Origin of the sequence: Ferdinandcohnia jepli (assembly GCF_047246645.1) — a bacterium.
Lineage (GTDB): Bacteria > Bacillota > Bacilli > Bacillales > Bacillaceae_L > Ferdinandcohnia.
On record NZ_JBFOKR010000011.1, the window covers coordinates 1 to 21,932 of the forward strand.

The window sequence follows — 21,932 nt, forward strand, 5'->3', positions numbered from 1 at the left end:
TAAAGAAAAACAAAGAAATACTAAGAAATCTGTAGGTTTCGTGAGGGAGGCTCACGGTCCGCCCGCGGAAAGCGAGTGCCAGGAGCGGAAATCACAAAACTTTGTACCTTTCACTCTCACTGAAAAGACGCAAATAGCAACAATTTTAAATAAGAGCTTATAGTTAGGAGGAAACGAAAGATGGATGTAACTAAAGTGTTAGATGCAAAAGGACTTGCATGTCCTATGCCAATTGTAAAAACGAAAAAGGCTATGAATGAACTCGAACCAGGACAAGTTTTAGAAATACACGCTACGGATAAAGGTGCTAAAAATGATCTTGCAGCTTGGGCAAAGTCCGGCGGTCATGAGTTAGTGAAGCATGAAGAAGAAGATGAAGTTTTAAAGTTTTGGATAAAAAAAGGCTAATTAATAAGGGAACCGTTTTGGTTCCCTTTTCTTAAGAGGAGGTTAAAAAACAATGGATTTTGCATTTATTATTACAATCTTTTTAATTGGATTTATCGGTTCATATATTTCAGGAATGCTTGGAATTGGTGGATCCATCATCAAATATCCAATGCTATTATATATTCCGCCTTTATTTGGATTGGCTGCATTTAGTGCTCACGAGGTATCAGGAATCAGTGCAATACAAGTGTTTTTCGCAACAATCGGTGGTGTTTGGGCCTACCGTAAAGGCGGTTACTTAAATAAAGCCCTTATCTTGTATATGGGTGTTAGTATTTTAGTAGGTAGTTTTGTTGGTGGATTTGGTTCCAAGTTCATGTCTGAAGGTGGAATTAATGTTGTATACGGTGTGTTAGCATTAATTGCAGCTATCATGATGTTTGTTCCGAAAAAAAATGTGGACGATATTCCATTTGACCAAGTTACTTTTAATAAATGGCTTGCAGCAATTCTTGCCTTAATCGTGGGTGTTGGTGCTGGAATTGTAGGAGCAGCTGGTGCGTTCTTACTTGTACCAATTATGCTCGTGGTCTTGAAAATTCCAACAAGAATGACAATCGCGTCATCACTTGCAATTACGTTTATCTCATCAATCGGTTCTACAATCGGGAAAATTTCCACAGGACAAATTGAATATACTCCAGCCATTATTATGATTGTGGCTAGCTTGATTGCATCACCATTAGGTGCAATTGCAGGGAAGAAAATAAACACAAAAATTCTACAGGTAATTCTAGCGATATTAATTGCTGCTACTACCGTTAAGATCTGGATGGATATTCTGTAAACGCCAATAGGCGTTTTTTTTACTAATCTTTTAAAAAATAGAGATTATAATATAAACATACCCTATTTGGTATAATAGAAATAAGTATATGTTTAGTACTGTAACTATCACATCTATAACGTTATGGAGGTCTAGAATGCCTGTCTTTCAAATTGGTAGTTTGGCAATAATGGTAAAGTGGCTAATCTTAGGTATAGCTTTATTAGTTGGAATGTTAATTTCACGTTTTTGGCTATTAGGGACACAAGAGAAAGAAATAGGAAAGAAAGCTTTTGGTCAACTTACTAATAGTATTTTTATAGGCTTTTTAGCATGGAAAGGAAGTTTGCTACTTTTAGACCCGGTACTAGTTTTAAAAAACCCATTATCCCTTTTATATTTCACGGGAGGTACAAAGGGAATTTTTATAGCGATTATTATTATGGTTTTTTACACCATCTATCAACTTAAAAAACAAGTAATACAGCCACGCTTGTTAATTCACTCTACTTTACTTCTTATTCTTGGTACTCAGGTGGCATATTTTGTGTTGGCATTGCTACTACTAAATCAACATGATATTTTCTACTTTGTAACAAGCATATGTACATTTCTTCTATTACTGGTGACACTACTAATTAAGGATTTACAAAAAGTAGAATTCAAAAAGGAAGTGCTATCTGTGAACAAGAAGGTGGCTGTAATTACTGCTCTCTTTGGTTTGATTGTTTGGACTTTATATACTAATTTCTCCACAGAAGGGATGTCTTCACCAATGGAGACAGAACAATTTCGGGAGGTTGATTTGGAAGTAGGAATATCAGAAGGACAATTAGCACCTGACTTCATATTACAAACGATAGAAGGCGAAGAACTCCAGCTTTCCAGCTTAAGAGGAAAGAAAATAATTCTAAACTTCTGGGCTACTTGGTGCCCACCGTGTAAAGCCGAAATGCCTCATATGCAGCGTTTTTATGAAGAACAAAACGTAAACAATATAGAAGTGATTGCTGTAAACCTAACAACAGCAGAAAAAAGTACGAAAGATATCGCTCCTTTTGTAGAAGATTATGGTTTAACTTTTCCTATACTATTAGATGAAACAGGTGACATCGGTAACACGTACCAAGCATATACAATTCCAACTAGTTACGTTATTGATTCGTATGGAATTATTCAAAAAAAAATAGTGGGCCCAATGGATAAAGAAATGATGGAAGAACTTATTAAGAACATTAAATAAAAGATTAAAAATGGAAATACAATGCATTTGACTACATACCTAATAGGGTATAATATGATTGTAGATTATATACTATAATTAGCAGCGAGGTATTTAAAATGATATTATTACTTACAGTAACGCTTAGCGCTGTTGCATTTTTAATCTTTTATCGATATTTCCCGGTATTGGGGATTCAATGTAAAGATATAACAAATTTACAAGACACAAACCTTATAGTAGTTGACGTTAGAGATTACAATATATCGTACAAGAATCCTTGTAAATCAGCAATTAATATACCAGTTGCGTATCTCGAAAGATTTTACAACGAAATACCTGAAAAAAGGATTCATATAATAGCCTCCACTCAGTTGGAAAAAAACGTGGCTATTCGTATACTGAGACGGAAAAGGTTTATCGTTACTGGTTATACCTTAACAGAATATTGTTGTAAAAAAGCAACCGATTTTGCTGTATGATAATAGATAGAATAAAAAAGAGGTGTTTCATATGGATTACAACGATCAAATGAAAAACCGTGTAAAACGAATTGAAGGACAATTACGCGGGATCTTACGTATGATGGAAGAAAATAAGGATTGTAAGGATGTTATTACTCAGCTTTCTGCTGCACGCACAGCTATCGATCGGACAATTGGGGTAGTAGTAAGTTCAAACCTAGTTGCTTGTGTACGAAATGCAGACGAAAAGGGAGAAAATACCGAAGAACTAGTGAAAGAAGCAGTAGAACTATTAGTGAAAAGCAGATAAAGACCTCTTGATAGGTCTTTTTTATTTTGCCTACAAATTTAATTATGAAATGTTTCGTAAATAGACAAAAATATACAAAATCTTAGTGAAATCTGTCACTTATAATATAATTGTCGAAGTATTTTTACTAAATTGACGTTCAATATATTAGTAATTATTGGGAATAAGGAGCATTTATAATGGTTAAATGGTTGGACGATTTACATATTCACGAGCTGTTTCACCAAGTACTTGATGTAAATAGTGATTTGTATTGCTTCAAGAGTGACAAAGGCACATGGCAATATACAAACGAGTATATTTTAAAGCTATTAGAACTTGATAAAACGGAAGTAATTGGAAAAAATGATTTAGAACTGGCCGCCTTATATCCTCATTTAAGAATCTTTTTTGAAAATAGTAATCATACAGATGAACAGACATGGAAAAGTCATAAGGTAAAAAGATATGTTGAAAGAATTACCACGAAAAAAGGAGTTTCACAATTTATAGAGGTTATTAAAATGCCCTTTTACTATGAAGATGGTAGCCGTAAAGGGTTATTAATAATCGGTAATGATATTACAGTTGAAAAATTTAATGAGATTGAGCTTGCATCAAGGATAAGAGAGCTCAAGGATTTTAAATTTGCATTAGATCGATCTTCTATACTCTCAATTACGGATAAAAAAGGTACAATCACTTATGTAAATGATGCCTTTTGTAAAGCTTCTCAATACAAAAGAGAGGAACTACTTGGTAAAAATCATAGAATACTTAATTCGGGCTATCACACAAACATCTTTTTTCGTAAATTATGGAGAAAAATTCAGAGTGGACAAGTTTGGACAGGTGATATAAAAAATCGAAAAAAAGATGGTACAGAGTACTGGCTACGAACGACAATTGTTCCCTTTTTTAATGAAGATGGTGAGCCGTATCAATATATGTATATTCGTCAGGATATTACAGAGCAAAAGGATAATGAGGCCAGGATTCTTCAAATGATTTATCTCGACGAGATGACGGGTCTGCGAAATCGCCGATGTTTTCAAGATGAAACAAGCCAGTGGTTAACAGAGAATGAAGAAAAAAAAGAGATGGCCCTTATCTTTTTAGATTTATATCGTTTTTCGTATGTAAATGATACATTGGGACATAACGAGGGTGATGTACTTCTTCAAGCTGTTGCGGAACGATTATCTCTCCATTTAGAAGGAAAAGGTGATGTGTATCGATTCGGTGGGGATGAATTTATTATTGTACTTAAAGGTATCCCAAAAGAAGAGGTTGAAGCTCGTGCTCAAGAGTTAGTTTCTTTGTTTGATGAACCCTTTTATACAAAACACGAAAAGGTATATTTAACGATTAAGATTGGTATTAGTCTATACCCTCACGATGGTGAAGAATTAGAATCACTAGTAAAAAGAGCAGATCATGCAGTATATATTGCAAAAGACCTTGATACGAAAACAATTCAATTTTTTACAAATGAAATATACGAACACATGACGAGAACGATGAAGTTGGAAAAAGCTTTGCGAGAAGCGGTAGAAAAGAAGGAATTAACATTAGTTTATCAGCCTCAGGTAACCATTTCTTCTACTGAGATTGTTGGGGTCGAGGCTTTACTACGCTGGGAGCACCCAACGTTAGGAAGTGTTCCACCGTCGGCTTTTATTCCATTAGCTGAGCAAACGGGTTTAATCGTTCCCTTAACAAAGTGGGTGATTGAAACGGTATGTAAGCAGCATTTGGTATGGAGGGAAACGGGGTTACCCCCGGTCAGGGTAGCAGTTAACTTGTCGCCAGCATGTGTAAACAATGACACCATTCAGTACATGGTTAAAATACTTGAGGAGACTCGTATAGAGGCTCACTATCTAGAATTAGAAATAACTGAAAGCGTGATGAAGGACCCCATTTTCAGTACTAAAATTGTGCAACAACTGAAAGCCTTGGGGATTCGAGTTTCCATTGATGACTTCGGCACCGGTTACTCATCTTTGGCTTATCTAAGACAATTTCCAATTGATAGTTTAAAAATCGACCGCACGTTCATTAATGAAATTCAAAGAGACAATGGAGTTATTGTTAAGACCATTTTAGATATGGCCTCTCATTTGAAATTAGGTGTAGTTGCTGAGGGGGTAGAAAATAAAGAGCAGGCTGAATTTCTCAAAAGCCTCAATTGCGATGAGGGACAGGGTTATTTTTACGCAAAACCGTTACCAGTTGATGAAGTTACAAAACTGCTCTTTAATCAAAGGGAACTAGTTCCAAAATCTATGTAAAGCAAAAAAGAAAAGTGAGGGAATCACTTTTCTTTTTTTGGCGGTTGACTACTAGCCAGTTCATCTATCAATTTTTCAGCGGCTCTTTTATAAAATAAACTACTTGCTGTTAAAGAAAGGATCAGTAGGATCTTTTCCAGCTTTTCAGTGTCTTTATCAGTTAATGAAGACACTTCCTCAGTTACATCTTCCACTTTCATTTTTAGGTCTACTGAAAATTCAGCAGCATTTTTTTTGTGCAAATTAAGGTAGATATTATAAAAGTTTTCAAGATTAAAATCATGATCAATATTAATTTTCTGTGTTAAACCATCTAATGTAGTTTTTATATCATTTATTGATAGACCACTTTTTAATTGATAAATCAAACTAAGCAAAATGAGGTGCTCTCTAGAATATTTTTTATTTTTTATAGGGACAAGAAGTTTCCCTTTAGCGTAATTATTAATCATTGTCTTCGTTAAAACCTTTTCATCTTCATTTCTTTTTGAAGGACCATATGTATTTTCAAAGAGCTGGATTACCTGGTCCATATATAAATCGATGTTTGGAATGTCGTCTAACGAAATATTTCTTTCTATATCTAAGGAATTCAGAATTTCATATTTGTGGTCCATCATATACCCTCATTTTTCATAAATTTTCTCATCTCTTATTTTAGCCTAAAATTATTTTTCAGTAAACATTGACTACTTGTTGGAATGGGTATATTATAATAAGTAGTATCGGAAACTACATGTTAGGGTTTTGGTAATCAAGAAGTGCATCATCTGACACTCATAGAGTCGGTGAAAGCTTAACAGTATTGAAGGAAGCGAAAGTTAGTCATTCATAAAGGTAATGCAAGCCATAATATAATAAAAAAGCGGTGATAAAAATGAAAATCGTTTGTTTTGGAGATAGCTTAACAAGAGGAGTTTCATATGTAAAAGGCCGGATGCGCATTTTAAAAGAAAACTATCCTGCGTTTCTACAGGAGCTAGCGTTGGTAAATCAAAAAGAAGACCTTGCTGTCATTAACAAAGGTGTATTTAATGATAATTCAGATTTACTGTTATCAAGATTACAAAAAGATGTCATTCAAGAACATCCGGATTATGTAATTATTGGAGTTGGCGGGAATGATTGTAATTTTAGATGGGATGAAGTTGCAGTAAAACCAGATGCAGAACACCAACCAATTGTTCCAATAGACCGTTATATTGAAAATTTAAAACAAATTATTAATCAAGTAAGAGAATCAAATAGTGTTCCGATATTAATGACATTACCACCACTTGATCCAGTTCGCTATTATAAGCTTCTCTCTGAAAGATACGGTAGTTCAATAAGTCATTGGATTAGTTTACAAGGTGGAATAGAACATTGGCATGGCCTTTACAATCGCAACTTAACAAAACTAGCAGAACAGCTTGAAGTAGTAAAAATAGATGTAAGAACCGCTTTGAAACAATCTGGAGACCTTATGAATTTTATTAGTGATGACGGAATCCACTTAACAGGCGAAGGATATAAAACAGTAGGCGTTGAAATATTTTCTGCGCTAGTAGGGAAAAATCATCTTGTAACAAATTAAAGAATTGCCTCCATGTGGGGCTTTTTTTGTTAGCATTTTACATAAAATACGAGCTGGCAAAAGCTACAATATTTTAAAAAAGGGCTCTATATTTTATGGGACCTTAGCAAAATGATTGTAATTAATAAAAGGAAAGACTGTATATTAATGGACATAGACTAAAAAGAAAAGATAAGATAGTTATAACATTAATAGAAAAGGTAGTTGAGAAGCATGAGTTATCGTTCAGATTACATACTTACAATGAAGGATATTGTTCGTGAAGGACACCCCATTCTTTCGGTGAAAACAAAGGATGTACAACTCCCACTATCCGAAGAGGATAGAGAAACATTGATATGTATGATGAATTACGTGAAGAATAGCCAGGACCCGGAGTTAGCTAAAAAATATGGATTGCGCCCAGGAGTTGGACTATCTGCGAATCAAGTTGGTTTGGATAAGAGAATGTTTGTCGCTTATTTTACAGACTTTGATGAGAAACTACATGAATACGCATTATTTAATCCAAAAATTGTAAGTCATTCTGTTTCAATGATATATCTGCCCGATGGTGAAGGCTGTTTATCTGTTGACCGACCTGTTGAAGGCTTGGTACCACGATATGAGAAAATTAAGGTGAAAGCAGTAGACCTTGAAGGAAACGAGGTTGTACTACGGCTTAAAGGATATGCTTCAATTGTTGCACAGCATGAAATTGACCACTTAAATGGCATCATGTTTTATGATCGCATTAATAAAAACAATCCTTTCCAACTTCCAGAAAATGTAGAAATTAAAAGCCTTTACTAGGAGGTCCCTGATATGAAATATGATTTCAATGAGCACGTCGACAGATTACAAACGGGTTCAGTAAAATGGGATGAAGTCGAGAATCTTTTTGGAGATAAAGAGATTCTTCCAATGTGGGTAGCGGATATGGATTTCAAGTCGCCACAACCAGTAATAGATGCACTCCGGGAGCGGGCTGAACATGGGATATATGGTTACACAACAAGGCCCAATTCATACTATGAGGCTACAATCGGTTGGATGAAACGTCGTCATAATTGGGATATTGAAAAAGATTGGATTTGTTATAGTCCAGGTGTAGTACCAGCTCTGAGTATCATTGTAAACACATTTACCCAGCCTGGGGACAAGATTATTGTTCAACCACCTGTCTACTATCCTTTTATGAATGTGATAAAAAACAATGGAAGAGAAATCGTTCATAATCCACTGAAGCTACAACAAAATCAATATGTAATGGACTTTGATGATTTAAAATCAAAGCTAGATCCAAGTGTAAAGATGATTATTTTATCAAGTCCTCATAATCCAGTTGGCAGAGTTTGGACCAAAGCTGAGCTACAAACACTAGGAGAGATTTGCGCTGAACATAATGTATTGGTTGTTTCCGATGAAATACATTTTGATCTTGTCTATAAAGGTAATGTCCACACACCGTTCGCAGCTATAAGTGAGTCTTTTGCACATAATTCAATTACTTGTACAGCACCAAGTAAAACATTTAATCTTGCTGGCATGCAAACTTCAAATATCATAATTCCAAATGAAGACCTTCGTAATCGATTTAATAAGTCAATGGAGAATTTGGCCTTGGGTTTGACAAACACCTTTGGAGTAACTGCACTTGTTAGTGCATACGAGCAAGGGGATGATTGGCTTGATCACTTACTTGATTATCTAAAAGGTAATCTTGAATTTCTTACAAAGTATATTGAAGAAAATATACCAAAGATTAAAGTAATTCAGCCTGAAGCAACTTATTTGGTTTGGTTGGATTGTAGAGGCCTTGGAATTAGCGCAAAAGAATTAGAGCAGCTCACTCAAAAACAAGCTAAGGTAGCTTTAGATGAAGGATATATTTTCGGAATAGAAGGAGAAGGATTTACAAGGATTAACATTGCCTGTCCTAGAAAACTTTTAGAAGAAGGATTATTTCGTTTGAGTAAGGCGATAAGTAATTTAAAATAGTATAAGTGAAGCAGGAGCGAGAAGAATAACCAAAAAGCTTGAAAGGAAAAGAATTCCTTCCAAGCTTTTTTAATTAGTATTCTGGATTGAAATCTTCTTTTTGCTTTCGAACTAAGCAAAGGATTCCAGCAATTAAGTAAAGGATACTTGCAATTATTGATAATAAGAATGTTGCTAGCGTACTTAAAACTGCAACAATGATTAGAATGATTCCTGCAGCCTTAGGTCTTTTATTACCTTTTAATAGTACAAGTGAAACAATACCAAGAACGATTGACAGTAGTCCAACGATGATAAAATACCAACCACCTGCTACTACCATATCTGTAATCATACCCATGTCAACTCCAGTTAAGGCTGGGTCTGTAGCAGCTGCATTTTCCATTTCAGTAGCGAATTCATCGTTACCTCCTAAACCTAAGAAGATAAAACCAAATAATGTAATAAATGCAAATAAACATGCCCCAATAATAGTTAAAACAATTTCTCCTGTGCGTTTCATTAAATGCTCTCCCCTTTAGAAAATATTCTCTTTAGTTTTGATTTTACTAGTTATAACCTATTAAACACAATACCTCATTACTCCTGTTTCAAAAAAGAGTTTACTTTATTTACGCAGAAAAATAAAAAAGGTTTCAAAAAAAGTAAATCTACTATAAACATAGATTATTGCTGTTGTTACAAAAATATTAAAGGAATATTAAAAAAATTTTGCGTAAATCCATAATTATATGTTAACCTATACTTATATAGGATTTTATTTGGTATTTATTCCAGATAATTCCTTTTTATTTTAGTGGTAGTAAACCTCTTAATCTAGGGGATCTACATAAAAAAATAATATTTTTAGGGGGAATGCAAATGCTTAAGAAGTACTCGTTTCTTACTTTGCTATTAGCATTGGTTTTAGTCATTGCTGCATGTAGCAGTGATAACACGAATGGTGACGACAAAGATGATAGTGATGAAGGAACTGGAAACACAGAGACAGTTGATCTTCTCATGGGTACTGGTAGCCAAGGTGGTACATACTTCCCACTTGGTGCCGAAATGGCGAATGTTTGGAACAACAATATTGAGAACGTAAACGTAACATCAACAGAATCTGGTGCTTCAGTAGAGAACTTAGCTAAGATTTCTAATGGTGAATTTGACTTAGGAATGACAGTTAACCTTCCTGCTTATAATGCATTAAATGGAACTGGAGATTTTGAAGGTAAAAAGGTAGAAAACTTTGCGTTTATCGGCCATATTTACCCAGAAGTACTTCAAATCATTACACGCGAAAGCACAGGTGTTGAAACAATTGCTGACTTAAAAGGTAAGCGTATTGCAATTGGACCACCAGGAAGTGGAACACAAACTGCAACAAAAGCAGTACTTGCTGCATATGGAATTAATGATGGAGACTATGAAGCATACCAAGAAGGTTTTGGTGACGCGAAATCAAAACTTCAAGATGGTACAATTGACGCTTCATTCGGTTTATTAGGACTACCAGATGCTGGTATTGATGAACTTCAGGCTTCTGTAAAAGATGTTAAATTCTTAGAAGTGACTGGTGCTGAGTTAGCAAAAGTAGAAGAAAGCAGTGGTTACACTGGTTATACAATTAAGGCAGGTTCTTACGAGTGGTTAAAAGAAGATGCTAATGTTGTATCTGCTTATGCAGTACTAGTTGCTAATACAGACACAGTTGATGATGAGCTTGCTTATCAACTTGCTAAAGTAATGATTGAGAAAGCTAGTGAAAATACACATGCTCAATCAGCTCATATGACAAAAGAAAATGCTTTAAGTGGTTTAGGTGACCTGCCAATTCACCCAGGCGCTGAAAAGTATTACAAAGAAATTGGAATACTAGATTAATAGCTTTAGAGTGTAAGAGGGCTTGACACATTGTGTTTTAGCCCTTTTTTTAAACGTGAGGAAGTTTTGGATTTAAAGTCGTATTTGGTAGGTGCTAGGCGTGAAAACGTGCAAAGCGGCATATGAAAAGGCTGGTAGGAGCTAGGCCAGAAAAAGTATCAAACGGCACATGAAAAAGCCGTATAAGGTAGGAGCTAGGCAAGAAAAAATATCAAGCGGCACATGAAAAGACCGTATAAGGTAGGAGCTAGACAGGAAAAGTATTCAGCGGCACAGGAAAAGCCGCAATAAGGTAGGCGCTAGGCCAGAAAAAGTGTCAAGCGGCACAGGAAAAGGCAATATACGGTAGGTGCTAGGCAAGAAAAAGTGCCAAGCGCCACATGAAAGCTCAATAATAAAAAAGTAGATTTTACAGGTGGTGAGATGTATGAAGTTTTGGAGGGCACGTCGTATGAAGGAGATGAATGATTCAAACGATCAATCAAAAGAAAACGAAAATCTATCGACTGATGAGATATTGGAGAAATACGATAGGGAAAGTACGTACCGCCGTAATTTAGGTCACTGGAAGTGGCTTGTCTTAGTAATGGCTGTAGGCTTAACTCTGTTTCATCTTTATACAGGATATCGTGGTGCCTTTGAAGCAAGGATACAAGGTCCCATACATTTAGGTACAGCATTGGCATTAATATTTTTACTATATCCAATAAAAAAAGGATTACACCGTAAGCAAAAGGGAATACCTTGGTACGATGTGTTACTAGCTATTATTTCTCTTTGTGTGGGATATTACAATGTTGTCTTTTATGAAGAATTAGTTTCAGAGAGGATAGTATTTGGCTATACGACCCCTGACTTTATTGTGGCAACACTTGGGGTTTTATTAGTTTTAGAGGCTGCGAGAAGGTGTGTGGGGCTACCAATCGTCATCGTTTCAAGTATTGCAATTCTATACGCATTATATGGAAATCTAATCCCAACCAAATTATTTGCACACCGTGGATTCTCTTGGAACACATTGGCTACTGATCTTTATTTAACGACTAAAGGAATCTATAGCACGCCAATTCAAGTTTCATCAACTTTTATTTTCTTGTTCTTGTTATTTGGTGTCATGTTAATTCGAACTGGTGTTGGTCAATTTTTCAATGATATTGCGTTTGCTATCACAGGAAGATACACAGGCGGTCAGGCAAAAGCGGCAGTAGTTGCCAGTGCGCTGCAAGGTATGGTGTCAGGTAGCTCTGTTGCAAATACTGTAGGTTCAGGCTCTTTCACCATTCCAATGATGAAAAAGGCAGGTTATAAACCTGAATTTGCAGCAGCTGCAGAGGCTTCTGCTTCAACGGGTGGTCAGATTATGCCGCCGATTATGGGAGCGGCCGCTTTTATTATGGCATCCTATACAAATATTCCGTATAGCCAGATCATGTTAATTGCAATCATACCTGCGGTCCTATATTTCTTAGGTGTATTTTTAGCGGTACACTTTGAGTCAAAGAAAATGGGAATTACCGGAGCTCCAAAGGAAACTTTACCTAGAGCAAAAGAGTTAATGATTTCTAGAGGATACTTGTTATTACCATTAATAGTCATTTTTTATACATTATTAACTGGTAAAACACCAATGAGGGCTGCACTTCTTGCTATATTGGTTTCATTCCTTGTTAGTTTAGTTAGGAAGGACACAAGGATGTCACTTAAAGGTATTATCAGTGCTCTTGAAGAAGGTGCAAGAGTTGCGTTACCGGTTATTGCGGCTTGTGCCTCAGCCGGTATTATCGTTGGTGTAGTTGTTCAAACAGGACTCGGAGGACGTATTGCAGATGGTATTATTGCACTTGGTTCTGGAAGTCTCATATTGACATTGTTCTTTACGATGATTGCATGTTTAATCCTAGGTATGGGATTACCAACAACTGCAAACTATGTAGTAACTGCAACAATGGCAGCACCTGCGTTGATCCTTGGATTAGATGTTCCGGTATTAGCTGCTCATATGTTCGTATTCTATTTTGGTATTGTTGCAGACATTACACCTCCAGTTTGTTTAGCGGCCTATGCTGGCGCAGGGTTAGCCAGGGCAAATCCATTTAAAACAGGTGTAACAGCTACAAAGCTTGCGACAGCAGCGTATATTATTCCATATATCTTTGTTATAAATCCACAAATGCTGTTAATTGATTTTGAGGTTCCATTCTTAACGATATCAGTCATAACAGCGATTATAGGAATGGTTGGGATTAGTACAGCAATGGTAGGCTTTTTTATACGAAAAGCGTTTGTATGGGAACGCCTAATTCTATTTGCTGCGGGTCTATCCTTAATTTCACCGAATGTTTATTTTGGTCTTGCTGGAGTTGTGGCTCTAGGATTGGTTTTATTTATTCAATCACGACGTCCGAAAGAAACAATCCAAGCCCCAACAGTTGCACTTTAATAGAACGATAAAACCACCCTTAAGGGTGGTTTGTTTGTTTATAGAATTCGTTTATTTCCTCTACTATTTTTTGTGCTTCATGGTATCCAGTATCCGTTTTCTTTGTATTACCAGAACTTATCCCTTCAAGCTGTGTAGTCATGGCTTTCATATACTCTTCAATTGATTTTTGGATCTGTTGCTTAACCAAACGTAATGTCTTATTTTCAGGGGTAGAGTCTAATTCAATAAGATTATATATATACAGTGCCTCTTGGTTTGCAATGTCCATTGTATCTATTGCTGCTTCTAATTCATCATTATTTTTCATTTCTTCTAATAACATAGTTAATTCGTTGTTCAATTGAATAAACTTTTGGACATGAGATCGTAAACTATCAAAATTCACTTGGTCTTCTTTCGATAACTCACCTTCAAGTGAAGAGTATAGGTCACTAGGTGAATCTGAGCCGCAACCTGTTAAAATTGTCACTAGTACAAGTAAGTAAATGTTTAACTTAATTACTGTATTTTTCATATCAAATCCTCCTAAACATCCATATAAAAGAATATGAAACTTGTCCATTTTGTATGACATCAAGTTGTGGTTATCTAGTTTGACTTTTACTAGAAGGTATATTATCTTGAAGTTAAGATATTTGAATATGATTTATATTCCTTATTCAACTTTTATTATTTACGGGCAATACTAGGAACAGCAAACTGATTTTGGAGGGAGACGTATGAAACATATATTTCAAGAAGGTAAAGATAAAACAAGACCAACATTATTATTATTACATGGTACTGGGGGCACTGAAACAGATCTATTACCACTTGCAAGTCATATTGATGAGACTGCATCCGTATTAAGTGTTAGAGGGAATGTTCTTGAAAATGGCATGCCACGATTTTTTCGTCGGCTAGCTGAGGGTGTGTTTGATGAAGAAGATCTTATTTTTCGGACAAAAGAGCTAAATGATTTTCTTGACGAAGCAGCAAATACGTATTCATTTGACCGATCAAATATTGTTGCAATTGGTTATTCAAACGGTGCTAATATTGCCGGTAGCCTTTTGTTTCATTATAGCACCGCACTAAAAGGAGCGATCCTGCACCATCCAATGGTCCCAAGACGTGGTATAGAATTGCCAGATTTATCAGGGACTCCTGTATTTATTACTGCAGGTAAAAATGATCCGATTTGTCCTGCACAAGAAACGGTTGATCTTCAAGAGCTATTAGATAATGCAAAAGCAGACGTAGATGTTCATTGGGAGTACAATGGTCATATGCTCACCGGTACTGAGGTTGCAGCTGCTGCGGAATGGTACAAAAAACACTTTTAAATAGGAAACCTAATGCCATATCAGCATTAGGTTTTTTTCTATTTCAGGGCATCGGCCCTTTATATCCAATATTTGCAGTCGTATATCAATTGAATAAAAATTATTTTGTGCTATAATAATTTTCTGTTGACTTATATAATAAATGGATAAAATAGCAATGGATAGATACCAAAATTCTATCCTTTTTTATTTGTTAGGCTGGTTGCATTTCTAAAATAAAGTGGAGGGATTCAATTATGAAAAAATGTAATATAAAACATAGTCCTCTACTTTTATTCGGACTACTTGTTTTACTCTTTTCTATTAAAACGTATATTGCGTATAACGTGGAATTTAACCTTGATATTAAAAATGACATACAAAAATTTTTACTTGCGATAAATCCAATTAGTTCTGCAATCTTTTTCTTAGCAATTGCTTTCTTATTTACTGGCAAAAGACGCCATGTGGCATTTGTAACAATCCACTTTTTACTATCCTTTGTACTCTTTGCAAATATAATGTACTATCGTTTCTTTACGGATTTCATTACATTACCAGTTCTTATGCAAACAAAGAATTTTGGAGACTTAGGTGGGAGTACATTAGCGTTATTTGAAGCATATGATATTTTGTACTTTATAGATGTAATCATTGGAATTGTAATCATTCTCTCGGGCGCTTTTTCACTTAAGGGGACGATAAGAAAACGCACAGTTGCTTCAGTATTTGTATCAGCTATCCTACTTTTTATGGGGAATTTACATCTGGCTGAAGAGGATCGTCCTGAACTATTAACTAGATCATTTGACCGAAATTATTTAGTTAAGTATTTAGGAATGTACAACTATCATATTTATGATGCTATTCAAACAGCAAAGTCATCCTCTCAACGCGTTTTAGCCGATAGTGATGATATTACTGAAATTGAAAATTATACAAAAGCTAATTTTAGTCAACGCAATGAGGAGCTTTTTGGACAAGCCAAAGGCATGAATGTCGTTTATTTGGAATTAGAGTCTTTTCAAACATTTGTGTTAGATTATAAACTTCATGGTGAGGAAGTTACACCGTTTTTAAATAGTCTTACAAGAGATGAGAGCACATTTTATTTTCCTAACTTCTTCCACCAAACTGCACAAGGAAAAACATCGGACTCTGAATTTATCTTAGATAACTCGATTTATGGTCTCCCGCAAGGTGCTGTATTTATGACAAAGGCACAGAATACGTACCAAGCTTTTCCAGCAATTTTAAAGGGGAATGGTTATGAGTCAGCATCATTCCACGGTAACTATAAAACGTTCTGGAATCGTGAAAATATGTACAAGGCATTCGGGTATGAACACTTCTTTGATGCAGAGTATTATGAAATGACACCAGAAAATACAATTAATTATGGTTTAAATGACAAACCGTTTTTTGAACAATCAATGCCATTATTAAATAGTCTTCCAGAGCCGTTTTTCGCAAAATTTATTACGCTCACAAACCATCATCCATTCGTTTTAAAAGAGGAAGATGTAACGTTAGCACCAGGTGATTTTGGAAGTAAAACAGTTAATCAGTATTTCCAAACTGCGCGTTATATGGATGAAGCTATTGAAGAGTTTTTTGGATATTTAAAAGAGAGTGGTTTGTATGACAATACTATGGTTGTACTTTATGGTGACCACTATGGTATATCTGAAAATCATAATAAGGCAATGGCGAAGGTGTTAGGAAAAGAAATTACACCATTTGAAAATGCACAATTGCAACGAGTACCTTTGTTTATACACATTCCAGCTGCTGAAGGAAAACAAGTAGAAACCTATGGTGGTCAAATTGATGTTAGACCAACTATTCTCCACTTATTAGGAATAGAAACAGAAGAATATATTGAATTTGGATCTGATTTGTTCTCAGATGAACGTAAGCAAATTGTACCTTTCCGTAATGGAGATTTTGTAAAGAAGGATTACACTTATGTTAAAGGTGTTTGCTACGATAATGCTTCTGCACAAGAAGTTGAAAAGGATTCTTGCCATGCATCGAATGAGTATGTAAAATCTACACTTGCGATATCAGATAAACTTGTATATGGAGACTTATTACGCTTTTATCATCCAACTGGTTTTACTCCGGTTGAACGTTCCCAGCTTGATTACTCAATACGAAATACGGCTATAGATTCTTTAGAACAACAAACAGAACGAAATGAATAGTGATTGAAGGCATCTCTTATAGGAGATGTCTTTTTTTAGGGGGATTTTTTAAAAATATGAAACCTTTTACGGCAGTTATCGTCTATACTACACAGGAATAACCGGTCATGCTTTCTCATGGGGGGATTACATGAAAAATTCAGAAGCATTTGAGAGCTTAACTAATGAGTTGCTCATTGAAAAACTGATAGACGAATATAGCGATATGGTAAAACGTCTTTCTTATACTTATGTGAAGGATTGGCAAGTAGCAGAGGATATTACGCAGGAGGTTTTTATAGCTTGTTATAAGAGTCTGGGTCATTTTAGGAAGGACTGTAGTTATAAAAACTGGATATACAAAATTAACATTAATAAATGCAAGGATTTCCTTAAAGGAAAATGGCTTGTGCCGAAAGAGTTCCTTGAGAAATTATTTTTAAACGAAAACCAAAAAAGTTTGTCTACCGAAGAAAGAGTTATGCTCATCAATGAGGAACGAATCTTATCACAAAATGTGCTTAGCCTACCAGTTAGGTATCGTGAAATTATTATCCTATATTATTATGAAGACATGAAAATGAAGGAAATCTCAGATTTAACTGGTTTACATATTGCAACTATAAAAACAAGATTGAGCCGTGCAAAGAAAATCCTGCGTAAGATTTATGAAGGGGTGTGACAAAATGGAGCTAGATAAAAAACTGAAACACCTCCATAAGAGTATGGATCAGTCCGTGTTTAAAAATCACGCTTCAACCGTTTCAGATAAGGAAAGGTTAAAGAATATCGTACTTTACTCTTCTACTACCGATACCAGAAAAGACCGCTATTATAGATTTACAATGGTTTCTCTTACATTAGGTGTCACTTGTATATTCTTACTTGTAATGAGTCTCTACCTTTCTACTAAAATTGAGAATCTTGAAAAGAAAGTATCCGATGTGGTTCAGGCTGACCATGATAAGAAGATTATGTTGGATTTTAAGATTAAGAGCGGCGGTGGTACCTACTTACCTGACTTGAATATTAGTAATTATGCAGAGGGGATGGTGGGAAGTGACAAATATACCATTTATGCTGGTTCTTCAAAAGAAGCTCATGAGACTGGGTTGCTTTACTTAGTAATTAATAGAGGAGAAGGATATACCACCTCAATTAGATATAATTTTGGAATGGACGGTCCCTTAAAGATTTCGTCGATTAAAGATCAAGAATTGGTTTTACATGTGGATGATGGATATGTTATTTATTTCGATATTTTAAATCGTACTGTTTTATATGGAGAAGAGCGATTAGGAAATTTACTGAATAGATAGAGGACATAGAGAAGGGGGGCTTTTATGAAATTAGCATTAAAGGTTGGAAGGTTACTTTTGGTTAATTTTCTGGTTGTGATTGGATTAATTTTAGTGACCATGATACCTAGAGAGACAAATCAGGTAGAGCTAAATGAGTTTAATGTAAAATATATTTTTTCAATTCAGGCGTATTTTACGAATTTCCTTGACTATGTGAAGGAGCGATTTGAGACCCTTAATTTAGGAGAGACTTGGGATCATACGTCAGTTTTTCAAGAAACTATTTTCTACTTTTCAAATAGTCTTCAATTAATGGGTGTTTCCTTACTTTTAGCATTTGTCATAGGTATTGTGTTGAGTTTTCTAGCACCTAAGACTAAAATGCCAAGTTGGTTGAAGGTACCTAATTTTCTACTTATGATACCGCTGGTTTATTCAATTTCTCTAATTGGAGCTGTGAAATCGGTATTCTTTATATCCGTGTTAATTTCTTTATATCCTTCTTTTTATATTGCTAGCCTTTTGAAAGAGAAATCAACTTTACTTAAAGAAAAAGTCAGTTTTATATTTACCAATTTATCTAAAGTAATTTTACTGTTACTCTCAAATCTAGTTCTTGTTGAATGGCTAACAGAATTTACGGGTGCTGGATATAAGCTTGTTACCTTAATAGACTTTAGCGCGGAGCCTTTTACAAGAGCCAACCGTAGCTATGAATATGAGCTTGTAATAAGTTTATTACTTTGTTTTATTTTTATGGTGTTACTCGCGCAATGGATTGAGTTTCTAGTGAAAAAGTATGTAAAAGAGATTGAGACACACTGGGGTTGGTATGTGTTTTCTCATTCTTTAATCATCCTTGGTACTGTCATTCTAATCTTGATTCCACGCGGTGCAACTCAAGACTATACAGATATCGTGTATATTTTTTCCATGGATACATATAAAGACAACATTACGCAGCTAGTTAATGGAATCATACAAGATCAAACATTAGGAAAAACTAAATCTGGCTTCATTGTTGAAGAGGAGATCGCCAACTATTTCCCACGGAGTTTAAAGATTATTCTTTTTGCCTTCATTATTAGTATTGTAATAGGAATTGCAAAGGGTATTTTTGACTTTACATATCAAAACAGGTGGTTTTCGTTTATTGGTAGAGGAACGACATGGCTAACGTCTTCCTTTCCTGACTTCTTTTTAATTATTCTATTGCAGTGGTTTGTATTAGTAAACTTTCAATCTATTGATATTATGGGATATGAAGAATGGTATAACTTTATCATTCCTTCATTATTGATCTCGATTCATCCGATTATGTATGTAGCAACAATTACACGAGGCTCATTTATCGATGAGAATGGTGAGCAGTATGTATTAGTTGCTTATTCAAAGGGGTTAACCAAAAATAAGGTTATCATCAGGCATATTTTTAAAAATGCAATTCCAGCTATCTGTAACCATTTACCTTCCGTTATCCTGTATATAATGTCAAACTTGTTAATCATTGAATGGTTATTAGATTATAAAGGTGCCGCATATCGCTTATTCAAAGCTATCGAATTTAGTAAGTCGATTCCATTACAGGGGGGGCTTGCAACCGAAGAGGCGCCACTCATATTTGGTATTTTGCTCTGTTTTATGATTCCATTAGTTCTTGCGCAAGTGATAAGTGTAGTGACCAAATATAAATTTAACAAGGTGGGGAGGGAATAGCGTGAAGAAAAATGCTTTATTATGGGTTGGAATCGGAATGTTTCTTGTGTTAGTTGCAGCAATGATTGCTTCGCCATTTATTATAGGTGAAGGGGAAGTTGAGCCTGAACGTGTGAGGTTTTATGATGACGGATCTATGGCAAGAGCACCTTTTCCACCTTTTAAGGAAGATGTACTTGGTACTGATCATGAAGGTAGAGGTATCTTAGCCTTGTTAGTGGTTGGTACGAAGGATACTCTACTTATTATCTTTTCGATTACGTTGCTTCGATATGTCATCTCGATTCCATTGGCATTACTTGGCTCCGAGAAAAAGGGTGCGTCACATTGGATTATAACGATGCTGCATTCTTTCTTTTCTGCTATTCCGACATTAATTGCTGCTATTTTATTTATTAATCTACCATTTTTAATTTTTTCGCAAACGAGAAATATCTGGGCCGTACTCATATTGGCATTTATAGAAGTAGATAGAACGAGCCATCTCTTTCAACAACAAGCACATGATATATCGCAAAAAGAATTTATTCGAGTTGCAATTGTACAAGGAAATAGCCCAATTGGACTTATCTTTAGACACTATATCCCATATATGCTACCGAATATAATAAGTAACTTTTTTATGGACCTTGGCAGGGTAACCGTATTAATCGGCCAACTTGGTTTATTCAGCATTTTTGTGACTCAAAAATTTGTAGAATTGGGTCATGGATTTGGCGAACTGCAAAATACAAGTCTAAATTGGGCAACTCTACTTGGGGAAACAAGATATGCACTCATGTCAGCACCATGGGTCCCGATTTTTCCCGCACTGGCGCTGTTTTATACGATGCTCACCTTTAATATTATTGGAGAAGGTCTCCGTAGAACATTTAGTAAGAAGGCGGAATACTTGTAGATTGAATTTGCAACTAATCCTATTTGGGGTGGTTGCTTTTTTGTGTTCATTCTTAAATAGTGTTAACGTGCATAGAAACCTATTAACGAGCATAGAACCCTACACTAAAACCCTTACGATAAACGTAAGGGTTCTAGTTACATTAAGATATATCCAATGGTCTAAGGTTTGCTTCAATTTCCTGTCGTTTTGGTTCAAGAAACGGTGGGAGAGCAAGTGTTTCTCCTAGCGTCTCTAAGGGTTCATCCACATCAAATCCTGGTGTGTCTGTTGAAAGCTCAAACAGAATTCCGTTTGGTTCTCTAAAATACAGAGCCTTAAAGTAAAAACGATCTACTTTTCCTGAATTAGGTAGTCGGGTTGCTCTAATTTTTGTAAACCACTGTTCATACTCTTTCGCATTTGGTATGCGGAACGCGACATGATGGACTCCTCCACGTCCTAAGCGCTCCTTTGGCAAATCTGGACGAATTTCAATATGAACCTCTGCACCTGGACCACCTTCTCCAGTTGCATAAACACTAATATCAGGAAAATCGCCTGCTAGAGAAGGATAGGAGGTAACATAGCGGAAGCCCATGACCTCTGTTAAAATTCGAACAGTAGGTGCTGCGTCAGAAACAGTAAGTGTGACTGGGCCTAAACCAATAATTGCGTGCTCTGATGGAATACCTTCAACACCCCAAGGTTCTCCGGCAGATACTCCCTTTTCTCCGTTATCAGCCACTAAAATAACTTTAGTTCCCTCATAATCTTGAAAGGCTAGTGTTTCTCTATCTGCTCGTTTTGTTATATCATCGGTTTCAATACCAAATTCCAACAATCTCATTTTCCAAAAATGCAAAGAATCTGTATTTTTCACTCGTAAAGAAGTCGAAGAAATACTTGAAACACCAGGATGAGTTCTACCTAGTCCGGGGATGTCAAAGAAAGTAATTTCTGTTCCTGGATTCCCTTTCGCATCTCCATAAAATAAATGATAGGATTGGGTGTTATCTTGATTAACGGTTTTCTTAATTAGGCGCATCCCTAAAACCTTTGTGTAAAACTCAAAGTTTCTTTCAGCTTTTCCAGTTAAAATGGACACGTGGTGTAATCCTAAAAGCTGCATACTACCACTCCCTCTATATAAAATTATCTTGAATTCAAGATAATTATACCATACTAACACAAT

At 35.6% G+C, this 21,932-nt stretch carries 21 protein-coding genes; 17 read left to right on the plus strand and 4 right to left on the minus strand.

The genetic code is table 11. From position 1 onward, the window contains the following. The first annotated feature begins 180 nt into the window (after window positions 1-180). The 6 genes from AB3M96_RS12770 (at window position 181) to AB3M96_RS12795 (ending at window position 5,485) form a co-directional block, all read left to right on the plus strand. Window positions 181-408, plus strand: coding sequence for a sulfurtransferase TusA family protein (locus AB3M96_RS12770; RefSeq protein WP_412968006.1), 228 nt, complete (start codon window positions 181-183; stop codon window positions 406-408). 52 nt (window positions 409-460) lie between these two features. Continuing rightward, window positions 461-1,237, plus strand: coding sequence for a sulfite exporter TauE/SafE family protein (locus tag AB3M96_RS12775; RefSeq protein ID WP_412968007.1), 777 nt, complete (start codon window positions 461-463; stop codon window positions 1,235-1,237). A 136-nt stretch (window positions 1,238-1,373) separates the two neighbouring features. Beyond that, window positions 1,374-2,459: a redoxin domain-containing protein gene (locus tag AB3M96_RS12780; RefSeq protein ID WP_412968008.1), complete on the plus strand. Its 1,086-nt coding sequence runs from the start codon at window positions 1,374-1,376 to the stop codon at window positions 2,457-2,459. A gap of 98 nt (window positions 2,460-2,557) precedes the next feature. Continuing rightward, the gene (locus AB3M96_RS12785) at window positions 2,558-2,920 is read left to right on the plus strand and encodes a rhodanese-like domain-containing protein (protein WP_412968009.1); all 363 of its coding nucleotides are present in this window, start codon (window positions 2,558-2,560) and stop codon (window positions 2,918-2,920) included. Window positions 2,921-2,951: 31 nt separating this feature from the next. Further along, window positions 2,952-3,212 (plus strand): metal-sensitive transcriptional regulator, encoded by a 261-nt coding sequence (locus tag AB3M96_RS12790; RefSeq protein ID WP_412968010.1) that lies wholly within the window; start codon window positions 2,952-2,954, stop codon window positions 3,210-3,212. A 179-nt stretch (window positions 3,213-3,391) separates the two neighbouring features. Beyond that, the gene (locus tag AB3M96_RS12795) at window positions 3,392-5,485 is read left to right on the plus strand and encodes an EAL domain-containing protein (RefSeq protein ID WP_412968011.1); all 2,094 of its coding nucleotides are present in this window, start codon (window positions 3,392-3,394) and stop codon (window positions 5,483-5,485) included. Between the two features lie 23 nt (window positions 5,486-5,508). Here AB3M96_RS12795 and AB3M96_RS12800 read toward each other — a convergent pair whose 3' ends face one another. Further along, entirely contained in the window at window positions 5,509-6,102 is a 594-nt protein-coding gene (locus AB3M96_RS12800) for a DUF1836 domain-containing protein (RefSeq protein ID WP_412968012.1), read from the minus strand. Window positions 6,103-6,362: 260 nt separating this feature from the next. On the opposite strand from AB3M96_RS12800, the gene AB3M96_RS12805 reads away from it, so the two are divergent. The 3 genes from AB3M96_RS12805 (at window position 6,363) to AB3M96_RS12815 (ending at window position 9,041) form a co-directional block, all read left to right on the plus strand. Further along, complete coding sequence (locus AB3M96_RS12805; protein ID WP_412968179.1) at window positions 6,363-7,061, plus strand: SGNH/GDSL hydrolase family protein; 699 nt, start codon at window positions 6,363-6,365, stop codon at window positions 7,059-7,061. Between the two features lie 213 nt (window positions 7,062-7,274). Next, complete coding sequence (gene def, locus AB3M96_RS12810) at window positions 7,275-7,853, plus strand: peptide deformylase (RefSeq protein ID WP_412968013.1); 579 nt, start codon at window positions 7,275-7,277, stop codon at window positions 7,851-7,853. Between the two features lie 12 nt (window positions 7,854-7,865). Further along, window positions 7,866-9,041, plus strand: a complete 1,176-nt coding sequence (locus AB3M96_RS12815; protein WP_412968014.1) for a MalY/PatB family protein — start codon at window positions 7,866-7,868, stop codon at window positions 9,039-9,041. A 73-nt stretch (window positions 9,042-9,114) separates the two neighbouring features. Here AB3M96_RS12815 and AB3M96_RS12820 read toward each other — a convergent pair whose 3' ends face one another. Further along, window positions 9,115-9,543, minus strand: a complete 429-nt coding sequence (locus AB3M96_RS12820) for a DUF4064 domain-containing protein (RefSeq protein ID WP_412968015.1) — start codon at window positions 9,541-9,543, stop codon at window positions 9,115-9,117. 359 nt (window positions 9,544-9,902) lie between these two features. On the opposite strand from AB3M96_RS12820, the gene AB3M96_RS12825 reads away from it, so the two are divergent. Together AB3M96_RS12825 and AB3M96_RS12830 are read left to right on the plus strand one after the other, a co-directional pair. Further along, window positions 9,903-10,910: a TAXI family TRAP transporter solute-binding subunit gene (locus tag AB3M96_RS12825; RefSeq protein WP_412968016.1), complete on the plus strand. Its 1,008-nt coding sequence runs from the start codon at window positions 9,903-9,905 to the stop codon at window positions 10,908-10,910. Window positions 10,911-11,337: 427 nt separating this feature from the next. Next, window positions 11,338-13,350, plus strand: coding sequence for a TRAP transporter permease (locus tag AB3M96_RS12830; protein WP_412968017.1), 2,013 nt, complete (start codon window positions 11,338-11,340; stop codon window positions 13,348-13,350). 19 nt (window positions 13,351-13,369) lie between these two features. Here AB3M96_RS12830 and AB3M96_RS12835 read toward each other — a convergent pair whose 3' ends face one another. Next, window positions 13,370-13,867 carry a hypothetical protein gene (locus AB3M96_RS12835; RefSeq protein ID WP_412968018.1) on the minus strand — a complete coding sequence of 166 codons (498 nt, stop codon included), beginning with the start codon at window positions 13,865-13,867 and terminating at the stop codon, window positions 13,370-13,372. A 205-nt stretch (window positions 13,868-14,072) separates the two neighbouring features. Here AB3M96_RS12835 and AB3M96_RS12840 point away from each other — a divergent pair, with 205 nt between their 5' ends. The 6 genes from AB3M96_RS12840 to AB3M96_RS12865 all read left to right on the plus strand — a co-directional run bounded on the left by AB3M96_RS12840 (window position 14,073) and on the right by AB3M96_RS12865 (window position 20,758). Next, window positions 14,073-14,678 carry an alpha/beta hydrolase gene (locus tag AB3M96_RS12840; protein WP_412968019.1) on the plus strand — a complete coding sequence of 202 codons (606 nt, stop codon included), beginning with the start codon at window positions 14,073-14,075 and terminating at the stop codon, window positions 14,676-14,678. Between the two features lie 236 nt (window positions 14,679-14,914). Next, a complete protein-coding gene (gene ltaS, locus AB3M96_RS12845; protein ID WP_412968020.1) occupies window positions 14,915-16,864 on the plus strand; it encodes a lipoteichoic acid synthase in 1,950 nt (649 codons plus the stop codon). Between the two features lie 130 nt (window positions 16,865-16,994). Beyond that, window positions 16,995-17,525, plus strand: coding sequence for a sigma-70 family RNA polymerase sigma factor (locus tag AB3M96_RS12850; protein ID WP_412968021.1), 531 nt, complete (start codon window positions 16,995-16,997; stop codon window positions 17,523-17,525). Window positions 17,526-17,529: 4 nt separating this feature from the next. Continuing rightward, entirely contained in the window at window positions 17,530-18,162 is a 633-nt protein-coding gene (locus AB3M96_RS12855; RefSeq protein WP_412968022.1) for a hypothetical protein, read from the plus strand. Window positions 18,163-18,186: 24 nt separating this feature from the next. After that, the gene (locus tag AB3M96_RS12860) at window positions 18,187-19,860 is read left to right on the plus strand and encodes an ABC transporter permease subunit (protein ID WP_412968023.1); all 1,674 of its coding nucleotides are present in this window, start codon (window positions 18,187-18,189) and stop codon (window positions 19,858-19,860) included. A 1-nt stretch (window position 19,861) separates the two neighbouring features. Then, entirely contained in the window at window positions 19,862-20,758 is an 897-nt protein-coding gene (locus tag AB3M96_RS12865; RefSeq protein WP_412968024.1) for an ABC transporter permease, read from the plus strand. Window positions 20,759-20,900: 142 nt separating this feature from the next. Here AB3M96_RS12865 and AB3M96_RS12870 read toward each other — a convergent pair whose 3' ends face one another. Beyond that, entirely contained in the window at window positions 20,901-21,869 is a 969-nt protein-coding gene (locus AB3M96_RS12870) for a ring-cleaving dioxygenase (protein ID WP_412968025.1), read from the minus strand. Window positions 21,870-21,932 lie beyond the last annotated feature (63 nt).